The sequence below is a fragment of the Marinomonas sp. NPDC078689 genome (assembly GCF_044542435.1).
Classification (GTDB): domain Bacteria; phylum Pseudomonadota; class Gammaproteobacteria; order Pseudomonadales; family Marinomonadaceae; genus Marinomonas; species Marinomonas arenicola.
On sequence record NZ_JBITUJ010000013.1, the window covers coordinates 1 to 13,470 of the forward strand.

The following is a 13,470-nucleotide window of genomic DNA, read 5'->3' on the forward strand; positions in this document are numbered from 1 at the left end:
AGTGGCAAACTCTTGTTTGCGTCGTTGTCCGTGTCAGTGGGTGCGTATAATACATTCTGAAAAAATTAGCGCAAGCACTTTTTAACACTTTCTTAGTTTTTTTTGAAAAGACGTTTTAGCACTGGAAATTGCTCCCAACGCATCACTAATAGAGGAACCAAAAATACCGAAAACCAAAGTGCCGTCGAAACATCACTTTTCACCTGCCACCATAGATGCGCAATAACCGCTAAAGCAGCAAGGTAGATAAAGCGATGCAGTTTTTTCCAATCTTTCCCTAGGCGGCGCATCATTTTCTTGGTACTGGTAATCGCCAATAAAAAGAAGATCACAAGCGCCAGCACACCAGCGTAAATATAAGGCTTCTCGATAAGATCCGAGCTAATCCAAGACCAACTTAATCCCGCAAACAGCACCAGATAAATAACTAGGTGCAACAGTGAATAAAAGAAAGCGGTCAATCCCACAAATCGACGATAACGAGATAACACCTTCAGCGCTTTTATTCTTGCCAGTGGCGTTAAAGCCAAAACAGAGACAACAGCCACTCCAGCCCAAGAGCCACTTAATGGCATCAGTAACTTTCCGGGGTCAGGAAAGTAGCGCCCCATAAACAAGGAAGCCAGCATCCAAAAAAACGGCAAAGCAAACACAATGGCGACAATAGGCTTTTCTTTTCGATCCCAGAAAGTAGACACGCTAAAAGAACCTCTTCAAATCCATTCCAGAATACAGATCAGCGACCTCATCCTGATAGCCATTGAACATTTGTGTATCGATCACATTAGGGAATAATAAGCCGCCAGGTAAACGACGCTCTTGACCTTGAGACCAACGAGGGTGATCTACATTAGGGTTCACGTTTGCGTAGAAACCATACTCACTGGGTGCTAATGAACTCCATGTGGTTAATGGCATGCTTTCAACAAAGCGAATTTTAACAATCGATTTAATTGCTTTAAATCCGTATTTCCAGGGCAGAACCAATCTTACCGGCGCCCCATTTTGGTTAGGCAAAATACTTCCATACATACCGACGGTGAACATCGCTAAGGAATTCATCGCTTCATCGATTCTTAACCCCTCGCGATACGGCCAGTCTAAACTCCCGCCATTTTGTCCTGGCATTTGTTTAGGGTCATAAAGGGTTTCAAAATACACATACTTGGCTTTTGATGTCGGTTTAAAGCGCTTCAGAACGTCTGAAAGTGACACTCCAACCCAAGGGATAACCATCGACCACGCCTCCACACAACGGTGTCGATAAATCCGTTCTTCCAGTGCAGAGGTTTTGATGATGTCGTCTAGATCAAAGGTACCTGTATTTTCAGCTTCACCTTCTACTGTAATGGTCCAAGGTCGAGTATTAAAGTTCCCCGCTCGCTCAGCAGGGTCCCCTTTTCCATAACCAAATTCATAAAAGTTATTGTAGGTTGTGGCAACATCATAAGGCGCAGGTGTCTCACTTTTACCGTATGAGGTTTGGATAATCTGAGCAAAGGCTTCTTTAAGGGGCGCGGGAGGACGCAGAGAGTTCCCACCTTGTAACGCAGCAAATACATTACTGGCACTCACACCTAGCGCAATACCGCCTGAGGCTTTCATAAATTGACGGCGGTTTAGATAAATGGATTCAGGGGTGACTTCTGCTTCAGAACAATCAGAACGTTTTTTATTTTTAATCAACATCGCTAGGCTCCTCTAATAATCAAAAATAGACTCTCCTCCTCTGGACTAGTTCCTAAAAATGCAAAAAGGCCCAGTTTGTTGCACAAACTGGGCCTTTAGATACAAAGATTAAAAACTAGCGAAACCGTTCAGACACGACACCAAGTAGGCCCCAAAGGCCATACAGACAAAAGACACCCATCAGAACAATGGCTGGCTCTAAAGCAACAAAGACTAAAACCAGCACCGCAATAAGCAATACAACAAAAGGCACGCGTCCTTTTACATCCAAATCTTTAAAACTGCGGAATTTGACATTACTTACCATCAACAATCCAGTAATCGGAACCAAGAGCGCCATCACGGTCGCGAGGCTTTCTCCTGACACTCCGCTGTCATTGGCGGCCCAAATAACACTTGCCACAATGGCCGCCGCAGCAGGGCTTGGTAATCCGGTAAAGTAACGCTTATCTTCGATGCCGATCATGGTATTAAAGCGCGCTAATCGTAACGCCGCGCCTACGGCATAAATGAAAGCCGCAATCCAACCGACTTTGCCTAATGGCGCCAAGGCCCAAGTAAAAGCCACCAGCGCAGGGGCAATACCAAAAGAGACCATGTCAGCAAGCGAGTCGTATTCCGCACCAAACGCACTTTGCGTTCGAGTTAAGCGAGCCACTCGCCCGTCTAGCCCGTCAAACACCATCGAAATAAAGATCGCTACAGCGGCATGGGTAAAATCACCGTTCATTGCCGCGATAATAGAATAGAAACCAGAAAACAAAGCCGCCGTTGTAAACAGATTAGGCAGCAAGTACACACCTCGGTGTGGTTGCTTTTGCTCACTGTCTACTGTGTCGTCCATTTCCCCTTCAGCCCCTTCTATAGGACTTTTTTCCGTTTCTTCTACGGGCATGTCGAATACCTTTTCAATCTTTTTCTTCATTATAGTAACTTTGCGAATGAACGTTTCGCAGCCTCAATAGTAAAATCAATGTCTTCTTCTGTGTGTGCTTGAGAGATAAAGCCCGCCTCAAACGCCGCTGGGGCAAAATATACCCCTTCTTCCAACATATGATGGAAAAAAGCCCCAAAACGCTTAACATCACATTTTTGCACATCCGCAAAGCGCGTCACTTTCTCTGCGTCCGTAAAGAAGAAGCCAAACATGCCACCTTCATTGACCACACAAAAAGGAATACCGACCTCATCCGCCGCCGCTTTTAAGCCAGAAACTAAACGATTGGCTTTTTCGCCTAGCGTCTGATGAAAGCCTGGCTCACTGATTTTATTTAATACCGCAAGACCTGCCACCATAGCAACTGGATTACCCGACAAGGTTCCCGCTTGATACACTGGGCCTAAAGGAGAAATGTGCGACATGATTTCTCGTTTGCCACCAAAAGCACCAACAGGCATACCTGCCCCTATGATTTTTCCTAGCGTGGTTAAATCTGGCGTAATAGAAAAGCGTTCTTGAGCACCACCTAGCGCCACTCGAAAGCCTGTCATTACCTCATCAAAAATAAGCACAGCCCCTGATTCATCACACACTTCTCGAAGCGTTTCCAAGAATCCTGTAACCGGTGGAACACAGTTCATATTGCCAGCAATCGGCTCAACAATAATACAAGCAATTTGATCCCCCAACTCGGCAAAACACTGCTTCACTTCTTCAATATCATTGTATTGCAAAGTTAAAGTATGTTGTGCCAGATCAGCAGGAACACCTGGAGAATTAGGCACGCCCAACGTCAATGCACCTGAGCCTGCTTTTACTAACAGGGAGTCTGAATGGCCATGATAGCAACCTTCAAACTTGACAATTTTATCACGTCCCGTGTAACCGCGAGCCAGTCGAATCGCACTCATAGTGGCTTCAGTACCAGAGTTCACCATGCGAACCATGTCCATCGAAGGAACCAACTCACAGACTTTTTCTGCCATGGTGATTTCGACTTCTGTTGGTGCACCAAAGCTTAAGCCTAAATCCAATTGCTCACGTACGGCGTCTAATACATCAGGATGAGAATGACCAAGAATCATCGGCCCCCAAGACCCAACATAGTCGATATAGCGTTTTTTATCTTCATCAAAAAGGTAAGCGCCCTTTCCTTGATGGAAAAATACCGGAGTCCCGCCGACACCATTAAATGCTCTTACTGGGGAGTTTACGCCACCAGGAATACGGTGTTGTGCTCTTGCGTACAAATCTTCTGAACGACTCATAATATATCTCGACTCTACAAATCAAAGTTAAAAAGGCTTAACAATCACTAAAATAACAATAGCGATGAGTATGATGACTGGGAATTCGTTAAACCAACGATAAAAAACATGCCCTCGGGTATTTTGGTCTGCTGCGAACTTTTTCAACAAACGTCCACAGGCATGATGATAACCTAATAAAATAATAACCAAGGTGATTTTGGCATGAAACCAAGCCGCGCTTAGATAATAAGACGGACTGTATGAGACTAACCAAATACCAAAAACTACGGTAGCTATCGCGGCTGGCGTCATAATGCCCCGATAAAGCTTTCTTTCCATAATTTTAAAACGATCAATGCTCGCCTGATCCGTGCTGCTTGCATGATAAACAAACAACCTAGGAAGATAAAAAAGTGCGGCAAACCAACACACCAAAGAAATCACGTGGAACGCCTTTATCCACAACATAGTTAATTATCCTTCAATAAAAATTGATCTAACTGCCGACGAGATACTAAACACATTTTATCTCCTTGCTTAATTTCTACCAATACATCCGCTCGACCCGAAGTCTGAAACCAAGAGAGCATTTTCTCTAAAGAAGTGGGCTCAGGAATGACCATTGATGGGGTGTAGTCTAACGCTTTTGTTAAATCCATTAAAATACGATCATCATCAACAACCAAAAATGGAGGAGGCCCAAAATGAATCGATTGCAACGCACTCAACACGGCTTCTCGACGCGCCAACATCCACTTACCGTCCGACTCAAAAGCCACGTAGTCTACCACACTTGAGCCAAGATCTTTTAGTCGCTCTATGGACTCATGAGCCGGCAGCACCACCACAGGCTCGGCAACCGAGGTGACCGTATGGTGTCGTAAATAACGGCGAAAAGGACTCACAGATGAAGATAAGCCGACGTATTCTAAGCGCTGCACAAACGCAGAGTCCTGCCGAAACAAGAGCCGCATGATCAAACACGATAAGACAATAACCAGCATCGCAGGAACAATGACTTCTGATGTATGAGTCATTTCAATCATGGCAATCAATGCCGTGAGAGGCGCTTGAAAACAAGCCGCCATCATAGCGGCCATGCCTAATAAAATGAACAAGGCCATTTCATGATTATGGGACAGCACACTATCAAACAAAAAAGCCACCTGCGCACCAGCTAGCCCACCAATCACAAAAGTAGGGCCAATCATGCCGCCGGGAATCCCCAATCCAATTGACACAGAAGTAAGCAGCGTTTTCACGACTATGATAACCAACAAAGAGCTAACAAGGACCTGACCAGACAGTAAAGAAAGCAGTGAGTCGTAGCCTCCGCCTAACGCCTCTGGTAAATAAATAGCCACAATGGAAGTGACCAATGCAACCAAAGAAAAACGCCACCAAACAGACACCTTTCCGATTCGCCACAAGATTTTTTGCACTTTCAAAAAAAGAAAGGCCAATATCACTATAAAGCCAACCAGAGCAAGACAAGCAAGAAAAAAGTCAGGAGTGAACTGCGCCGTAGACAAATGATCAATATCAAAGATTTCAATGCTGCCAAGTAAATATTCACTCACCAGCATACCAACAACCGAAGACAACAAAACCGGCAACGCCATGCCCATACGGTATTCAATAAAAATCACTTCAAAAGCAAACAAAACGCCTGCTACAGGGGTTTGAAACGCGGCAGCAATGGCGCCTGCAACACCGCAAGCGACTAACGTCTCAACGCCGTATTGAGGCAAACGGCCTTTTTGCGCAAGATAACTGCCAAAGGTCGCCCCCAAATGAACCGCTGGCCCCTCTTTACCAACAGACAAGCCCCCGATCAAGCTAATTGCCACGGTAAAAAATTGCACGACGGCATTTAACACAGGAAGAATGCCTTGATGATAATTCAACCGCTCTACAACATAGGGAACCCCTACACTGCGAAGTTTAGAGGGAAGCAAGGTAAAAATAACCGCTAATATAAAGCAGGCAACAATAGGAATGACCGCGCGCAATTCAATCGGCAGACTCTCGAACGCCTCGCTACCGCCAGCCATAAACAAATGACTGAGCGACATGATAAGCCAATACAGCAGTGCCATGACTAACGCACTGAGCAAGCCGCACACCGCGCCCAATAAAGACAGCACCAATAAGTCATCATTTGAGCGCCGTTGCTGTCGCCATTTTTCTTTTAAATTGAATTCACTCAGAGCAGACCTCCCTATCGACAGAGTAAAACTTAAATGCGTTTAGAAGAACGTGTGACTCATAACTCAAACACGCTCAAGGCGAGACGACAAGCACATGTGTGTGACCACTTTAGCCACATTTGGCCATTGATCCATTTCACTACGGATTTCATTTAACCGAGTCATACTCGGCGCTTCTACCAATAACATTAAATCCACATCGCCGCTAATAGAGTGTGCCAGTTTAACCTCCGCTAATGCATCGATATAAGGCTGGATAAGCTCACACGACAACGGCCGAAAAGTGATCGAGAAATACGCGCTGACGGCTAACGCAGAACCGTAATTAATGTGCGCATGATATCCCGTAATATAGCCTTTTTCTTCCATACGTTTGATGCGATCGGTCACGGCAGAGCGAGACAGATTAATCTGTCTGCCAATGTCTGACACTGACTGTCGAGCATCTTCCACCAGCAAGGCTATTATTCTTTTATCGTATTTATCTAACTGCATTTTGTCTTCTCAATGGCACCGCAACCCTACAAGCTGTCACTTAAAAGCTGCAAATTGACGGTCTTAAACCTCATTATGCTAGGTCTATATCCCAGCTATATGGCGTATTCTATGCCACATTCATTTACATTGTCAGGATTAACTCAATGCAATATCAGCGCACTTTGGGGCCTTTGCAAGGCATAGCAATGACAGTCACCACTTTTGTTGGTACTGGCTTAATGCTGCTGCCCGCTTTATCCGTCAGTCAGGCTAACGGTTTCGCGCTTTATGCCTGGCTAATTACCACCGCCATTGTGTTGCCTGTGGCGTTTGTTTTCGCTCTGTTAGGCAGTCGTTTCCCTTCTGCCGGCGGAGCGTCTCATTACATTGGTCGTGCGTTCGGAAAGAAAGCAGAGAAAGCCGTCGGCTGGCTTTTCTTAAGCATTTTGTTTGTAGGCCCTGCGGTGGCAATCAACATTGCCGCGGCTTATCTAGCCGTGGCGCTTAACCTTCAACAAGACAGCGTTTTCATACTAAGCATCATAACTGTCTTTACCACTGCCCTGTATGCTTTGGCCGGAATAAAAAACTCCTCACGATTTCAAGCCATGGTCGTCGTTGCTTTAATTACTGTGGTGGTGCTTCTATCCTGGAAAGGCGATTTACTCGGCGCAACTCACACCATAGAGACACCACTATCGTGGTCACAATGGCAAACGGCATCCTTGGCGATTGGTACTATTTTTTGGTGTTTTATCGGTATTGAAGTCATGGCTCATATGGGGGCTGAATTCAAAAATCCAGCACGAGATTTCCCCATTGCCTTGCTTGGCGGCATGCTCATTGTTATTGCCCTGTATCTCGCCTTGGTTCTATTAATTACTCAGCACCACACCTATGGCGATGAAATTACGAATAGCCAATCACTGGCTTTATTGGTCGGACAAATTTTTGGAGAGCCTTCTAAAAAGCTGTTTGCCATTGGCGCTTTCATCATCGCTTTCGCCAACACTGGCATGTATTTATTAGGTTTCGCTCGCATGGTGCAATCCATGTCATCTCAAGGAGCACTGCCGCGCGCTTTTTCGTATTTGTCAAAACAAGGTACGCCGATTTACGCTGTCTATTTGGTGACGGGGTTAACGCTCGCGTCCATTCTTTTGAGCTATTTCTCTGAATGGTCTCTGCATTGGTTTATAGAGATGACCAACGGGGCCTTTTTGCTTATCTACACACTCACTTGCATCACCTCATTAAAACTTCTACCTAGCCATCAGAAATGGTTAGGCTTTATGGCGTCTACAACCTGTTTACTGATGACGTATTTTGTTGGCGTCAGTATGCTCTTTGCCTTGTCTATTTTTGCTATTGCAATGTATTTTGAATATTACAAAGGCAGGAAAAACCTCATGCTAGACCATGAAATTCATGTACAATGACGCCATTAAATTCATGCATAAAAGGCGCTAACGGCTTTTATCTGTAAAGGAGACAAGAGATGCCACTATTAGACAGTTTTCGAGTTGACCATACCCGCATGGACGCACCAGCCGTTCGTGTTGCGAAATCCATGGCTACCCCTAAAGGCGATACAATTACCGTATTTGACCTTCGTTTCTGTGTTCCTAACGAAGAGATTTTATCTGAAAAGGGCATTCATACTTTAGAGCATTTGTTCGCGGGCTTTATGCGCAACCATTTGAACAGCGACAACGTAGAAGTCATTGATATTTCTCCAATGGGCTGTCGTACTGGTTTTTACATGAGCCTAGTGGGCCAACCTTCTGAAGAAGTGGTTGCGGCGTCTTGGAAAGCGGCGATGGAAGATGTGCTAACCGTAAAAGCAAAAGCCGACATCCCTGAGCTAAACGAATACCAGTGCGGTACCTACGAAATGCACTCTTTAGAAGAAGCTCAAGAGATTGCCAAAATGATTCTAGACCGTGACGTGAAAGTAAACTCTAACGAAGAGCTTTACCTTAGCGAAGAGTTCTTAAAAGAACACAGCTAATCTTAAGCGAGCGGATTATTAGTCTAAAAAACGGAGCATCATGCTCCGTTTTTTTTATCTTTGATTAGATTCGAGACGCTGTTGCCAAAAAAGCACTCGCTAAAACAAACACACTACCCATGCCTCGATTCATATTTCGCAAGCCTTTTGGACTCCGAATCAAACGACGAATCTGCTTGCCACTCATCGCATAAACATACGCCGCGATAAATTCGGTACAACAAAAGGTCACTCCCATCCAAAAAAACTGCTCAGGCACGGATTTACTCAAATCTAGCAGCTGTGGGAAAATCGCGGTAAACAGCAAAATCGCTTTAGGATTGCTAATCGCCACTAAGAATTCTTGACGCATTCTCGCTTGGTGACCTCGCTTTGCCTTGGTGCCATTTTCAGTCTCGTGTTCTTCTAAAACAACCGCGGCGCTACGCCATGTTTTGATACCAACATAAAACAAATACGCGACACCAACCCATTTCACCACGCTAAACCAAAAAGCAGAGGACACTATAACGGCGCCCAACCCTAGTGCGGACACCAGCATCAAAATACTGAACGCTAGGTTTCGCCCCACCACGGCAATCACCGCTTTTCTGGCTCCCACCTGAATACCATTATGCATCGCTGTAAAGTTATTGGGACCTGGCCCTAAAGACAGCAACATCAACAAAGGCGCCATGGTCAACCACACACTAAATGTCATAACAATCGAACCTACACAAGTCAGCAAAAAAATCGTCAGTGACGATTTAATAATAAGAAAAAAGGCGCTCGACTGTACTCTGTAAATGGTTGGCTGTCAGCTGCGAAAAAGGCGTTTTCAACGGAAAAAAGTGCACAGAGCAAGGTTCTTTCTCATGTCCTGCGAAAAGACGTTATTTGATGAAGGGAACGCAAAAAAAACACCCCAAAACGCTACCGGTTAGCAAAACAAAGCCAACCTTATCTTTTGCTTTGGAATCCAAAGCGAAAGCGCAAAAGAACCCTTTTTTTCCACTGTTGGCAAATGAGTCCGCCCCGTACTATTGCCTGACTTAACTGCGCAGCTTTGACAAGTACGTTATTACACAAAACCATCAGAGGATTATTATGTCTATTGCCCATCTTTTTTTATGGTCCACGGCCGCCATTTGGGGCTTTGCCTTTGTAGCCCAAAGTGTGGCGATGGATTCTATCGGCCCACACAGTTTTAATGCGGCACGATTTCTCTTAGCGACGCTGTCACTGTTGCCTTTACTGCTCATCTTCAAGCCCAAAAAAAGCCAACACGCTAAGCAATTATGGTTAGGGGGAATCGCTGGGGGGTGTTGTCTTTTCCTCGGCTCAACGTTCCAACAAGTAGGCTTACAATATACAACGGCAGGAAATGCAGGCTTTATTACCAGCATGTACATTGTACTGGTGCCTATTGCTGGCATTCTACTCGGTCATAAAACCGAATCTAATCTTTGGGTAGGGGTTGTGTTGGCGATTATTGGTCTCTATTGCCTAACGGTTGGGCCTAACTTCAGTATCAACAAAGGCGATGCTATCGAATTGGTTGGCACCTTTTTCTGGACCGCTCACGTGCTGATTATCGCCTATTTATCCCGTTATGTATCCGCACTGCCTTTATCAATAGTGCAGTTTATGGTCGCGACTCTCTTGGCCTGCCTCACAGCATTAACACTAGAAAGCCCTACATTAAAAGGGTTTGAACTTGCTTGGTGGCCATTAATTTATACTGGCGTGGCATCATCAGGCATTGCCTTCACACTGCAAACGTTAGGGCAAAAGAATGTCTCACCAAGCGTAAGTGCATTGATTCTGTCCACGGAAGGTGTTTTTTCTGTGATAGGTGGATGGATGCTGATGGGAGAAACACTGTCGACTCGCGCGCTCATTGGGTGTGGCTTCATTCTAATCGGTATCATAGTTAGCCAGTGGCCAAGAAGCCCCAAAGAAACGGTTGTCGTCGTACCTTAATATTCTTCTGAAATAACCATTTTCTCAATATTAACAGGCATTTCTCGCACCACAGGCGACGCTAAAATCATCATGGTGTTGGTATCACTAAACTCAATGAGACGCTCCAGCAATTCATCCAATAAGGACATGGAGCGTACAGCGACTCTTAGTACAAAAGCGTAAGGCCCTGTGACATTATGGCAAGAGATCACTTCATCAAGATTGAGTATTAGCGCTTTAAACTCACGCTCTTTGGTTCGATAAACATGACAAGCCACCAGCGCCGTGATCGGAATACCCACTTTTTCTAAATTGATTTTGGCACCATAGCCGGTGATCACCCCAGACTCTTCAAGCTTACGAACCCGTTCGGCAACAGCAGGGGCAGAAAGATGAACCAGCTTCCCCAACTCGGCGTAGGTGAGACGGGCATTGCTTTCTAACGCTTTGAGCAACTTCCAATTTGTCTTGTCCACAATTCCCCCGTCGTTTTATTAAGGTTTTATGTAGTTGGCAAATTTACTCACGGCACCAACCACTTCTTTAGCCCCTTTTTGAATGTCTATAATAACCTCGCCCGCCTCGCCTGCTAACGCCAACCCTCGCTCAGCTTGCTGACGGCCGCTTTCCACCATGCCCACGGCATTTTTTGCTAATTCTTGGTTGCGCAGCACAACGTCTACAATTTCTTCCGTTGCTTTTGTTGTTCTTGATGCAAGCAACCTAACTTCATCTGCAACGACGGCAAAACCTCGCCCGTATTCACCGGCCCTCGCGGCTTCAATAGCGGCATTGAGTGCCAGCAGGTTTGTTTGATCAGCAATATCACCGATACTTTTAATAATATTACCTACTTTTTCAGACTGCTCATCAAGATCTGAAATGCCTTGTGAGACCGAGGTCATTTGATCAGCTAACTCCTGCATAACAGAAACCGTCTCTTTGATAATACGACTACCGTTAATGGCTGTTTCATCCGTCACTTTTGAGGTTTCATAAGCCAATTTGGCGGCATGACCAATCGACAACTCTTGATTGACTTGATCGGTTACAACTGAGGCAAATTTTACCACTTTATAAAACTGACCATGTGCATTTGAAATCGGATTATAGGACGCTTCTAACCACACAGTTTCACCGCGACTATCAAGACGCTGAAAACGCCCTGCAACAAACTCGCCACGCTTCAGTTTTTCCCAAAAGGCTTGATAGTCTTCTGAGTCCGCATCCTCTTGTAAGCAGAACATACGGTGATGTTTCCCCTTAAGCTGCTCTTTCGTATACCCCATCGATTTAAGAAATTTATCATTAGCGGTAATAAAGAGCCCCTCTAAATCAAATTCAACCACGGCGGTAGAGCGTTGCAATGCTTTAATCAGGTTCTCATGCTCAATCGATGATTCTATTGTACGCGTCAGGTTGTTGGCGTGAACGGAAATGTAATCGATACTCCCATCCAGCATTTTGACAGGCTGTATGATGGCTCTAAGCCACGCATTGCTACTATTTTCTCTAGCGACTTGAAGCGCCCCAGACCAATGCTTTCCCGCCGCTATCGAGTCTTTCATTAATGCAAAGTGAGTCGTATCTCTTAAATCTTCTGGGACAAGGTCGACCATTTTCTTTCCCAAAACAGTCTCTTCTTTCAAACCAAGTTCATCCAAAAACAGCGAATTAACCTTGATCACTTCACCTGAGGCGGATAACGTCAGGCTTAGCATTTCTCGATCCAAGCGGTCTCGCACTTGGCGAAGTGATAACACTTCTTGTTGTAAAAGGTCGTTCTCTCGTTGAGCCTTCTTCCGTCCAAACATCATCCCTGTCCTTTAGCCGCTAACCTACTTCGAAATAGTCTATATAAAACCACTGCTATAAACTTACAATTTAATTCACAAAAAGATAACACCAAATGCGCAGCTCATACGGGTGCTTTTTAAGCCATCTCCATTAGTTATTGTTATAACTCAATAAACTGCCAATATACTAAGTCACTTAATTTCCCACAATCACAACGAATCGCACAACTATTTATTCTCGTTTTCTAGCCAATTATTCACCTCATTGATGACAGTTTGAGTTCGATTTCGCACGTACTTTTTGTGATTCAAACTCAAATAAAGAGATTCTTTCACCGGCTTTTCAAGCTCACTTGTACAAATCAACGATTGTTTAGCAAACGCACTCACCGCATGGGAAGGCAATACAGTAAACCCCAGCCCTCGACTAACGGGTTCAAGAATTAAGCCAATTTGATTAGAGAAGCCTTTTTTCTCGAACATATTCATGTTTTGAAATTCAGTAAAGTTCTGACTTAAAAGTAAGCTAGCATGATGTGTGCCATCTGGATGATCAATAAAGCCAAGCTCAAGTAACCCCTGCCAATGTGGATCAGGCAAAGAGGCGGGAGTCACTAATAGCAAGGCTTCACTGGATATCAATTGACAGTCCACCTCTTTCAACGTCGAGCGACGAGACATTATCCCAAAGTCAATTTTTCGCTCGGCCAACGCTTGCTCAACATCAGAATTAGGAGCAAACCGATAATCTATTATCAAACGAGGAAACGCCTGTTGCAGCATCAATAAATGAGGGTACAGCTTAAGACCAATGCTGCCTGGCGACATGATCCGAACGACGCCTGCAAATGTTGCGTCTTCTCTGATTTTAGAATCAAGATCAGACAGGTTTGCAATGATCTGGTGCGCTTCGTCATAAAGCCTTTCTCCAGCATCGGTCAAAGAAAACTGCTTTCCTTCTCGCATTAGCAAAAGCGTGTCGAAGTGCTCTTCTAATTTTCGTATATGTTGACTCACCCCAGATTGAGTCATATGCAGCTTCTCTGCAGTGCGAGTGAAATGCCCTCGTTCCACGAGAGTGCAGAAGGTTCTTAACCAAGTGGGATTGATCATTACAAAATTTTCTCATATTTATAATTTTTAATAATTTTAT

General features: G+C 44.8%; 14 protein-coding genes. 3 read left to right on the forward strand and 11 right to left on the reverse strand.

Translation table 11 applies throughout. The features are described 5' to 3' along the window. Positions 1-92: 92 nt before the first annotated feature. The 7 genes from ACIGBN_RS16205 to ACIGBN_RS16235 form a co-directional block, all read right to left on the reverse strand. Positions 93-698, reverse strand: coding sequence for a sulfite oxidase heme-binding subunit YedZ (locus tag ACIGBN_RS16205; protein ID WP_396666563.1), 606 nt, complete (start codon positions 696-698; stop codon positions 93-95). Position 699: 1 nt separating this feature from the next. Further along, entirely contained in the window at positions 700-1,689 is a 990-nt protein-coding gene (msrP, locus tag ACIGBN_RS16210; RefSeq protein ID WP_396666565.1) for a protein-methionine-sulfoxide reductase catalytic subunit MsrP, read from the reverse strand. Positions 1,690-1,804: 115 nt separating this feature from the next. Next, positions 1,805-2,533, reverse strand: coding sequence for a CDP-diacylglycerol--serine O-phosphatidyltransferase (pssA, locus tag ACIGBN_RS16215; protein ID WP_396666631.1), 729 nt, complete (start codon positions 2,531-2,533; stop codon positions 1,805-1,807). An 80-nt stretch (positions 2,534-2,613) separates the two neighbouring features. After that, positions 2,614-3,897 carry a glutamate-1-semialdehyde 2,1-aminomutase gene (hemL, locus tag ACIGBN_RS16220; RefSeq protein ID WP_396666567.1) on the reverse strand — a complete coding sequence of 428 codons (1,284 nt, stop codon included), beginning with the start codon at positions 3,895-3,897 and terminating at the stop codon, positions 2,614-2,616. 27 nt (positions 3,898-3,924) lie between these two features. Further along, on the reverse strand, positions 3,925-4,347 hold the full coding sequence (gene hemJ / locus ACIGBN_RS16225; protein ID WP_341565370.1) for a protoporphyrinogen oxidase HemJ: 423 nt from the start codon (positions 4,345-4,347) through the stop codon (positions 3,925-3,927). Between the two features lie 2 nt (positions 4,348-4,349). After that, positions 4,350-6,026: a chloride channel protein gene (locus ACIGBN_RS16230; protein ID WP_243712072.1), complete on the reverse strand. Its 1,677-nt coding sequence runs from the start codon at positions 6,024-6,026 to the stop codon at positions 4,350-4,352. A gap of 126 nt (positions 6,027-6,152) precedes the next feature. Beyond that, positions 6,153-6,584 (reverse strand): Lrp/AsnC family transcriptional regulator, encoded by a 432-nt coding sequence (locus ACIGBN_RS16235; RefSeq protein ID WP_133004455.1) that lies wholly within the window; start codon positions 6,582-6,584, stop codon positions 6,153-6,155. Between the two features lie 146 nt (positions 6,585-6,730). Here ACIGBN_RS16235 and yjeH point away from each other — a divergent pair, with 146 nt between their 5' ends. Next, complete coding sequence (yjeH, locus tag ACIGBN_RS16240; protein WP_396666570.1) at positions 6,731-8,005, forward strand: L-methionine/branched-chain amino acid transporter; 1,275 nt, start codon at positions 6,731-6,733, stop codon at positions 8,003-8,005. A 59-nt stretch (positions 8,006-8,064) separates the two neighbouring features. Beyond that, complete coding sequence (luxS, locus tag ACIGBN_RS16245) at positions 8,065-8,577, forward strand: S-ribosylhomocysteine lyase (protein ID WP_133004453.1); 513 nt, start codon at positions 8,065-8,067, stop codon at positions 8,575-8,577. 64 nt (positions 8,578-8,641) lie between these two features. Here the strand turns inward: luxS and ACIGBN_RS16250 are convergent, their stop codons facing one another. Then, on the reverse strand, positions 8,642-9,277 hold the full coding sequence (locus ACIGBN_RS16250) for a LysE family translocator (RefSeq protein WP_133004452.1): 636 nt from the start codon (positions 9,275-9,277) through the stop codon (positions 8,642-8,644). 386 nt (positions 9,278-9,663) lie between these two features. On the opposite strand from ACIGBN_RS16250, the gene ACIGBN_RS16255 reads away from it, so the two are divergent. Further along, a complete protein-coding gene (locus tag ACIGBN_RS16255) occupies positions 9,664-10,539 on the forward strand; it encodes a DMT family transporter (protein ID WP_396666572.1) in 876 nt (291 codons plus the stop codon). Here the strand turns inward: ACIGBN_RS16255 and ACIGBN_RS16260 are convergent. The 3 genes from ACIGBN_RS16260 to ACIGBN_RS16270 all read right to left on the reverse strand — a co-directional run bounded on the left by ACIGBN_RS16260 (position 10,536) and on the right by ACIGBN_RS16270 (position 13,430). Then, positions 10,536-10,997, reverse strand: coding sequence for an Lrp/AsnC family transcriptional regulator (locus ACIGBN_RS16260; RefSeq protein WP_396666574.1), 462 nt, complete (start codon positions 10,995-10,997; stop codon positions 10,536-10,538). The genes ACIGBN_RS16255 and ACIGBN_RS16260 overlap by 4 nt on opposite strands. Positions 10,998-11,015: 18 nt before the next feature. Beyond that, on the reverse strand, positions 11,016-12,338 hold the full coding sequence (locus ACIGBN_RS16265) for a methyl-accepting chemotaxis protein (RefSeq protein WP_396666576.1): 1,323 nt from the start codon (positions 12,336-12,338) through the stop codon (positions 11,016-11,018). Between the two features lie 207 nt (positions 12,339-12,545). Beyond that, positions 12,546-13,430, reverse strand: a complete 885-nt coding sequence (locus tag ACIGBN_RS16270; RefSeq protein WP_396666578.1) for a LysR family transcriptional regulator — start codon at positions 13,428-13,430, stop codon at positions 12,546-12,548. Positions 13,431-13,470: the final 40 nt, after the last annotated feature.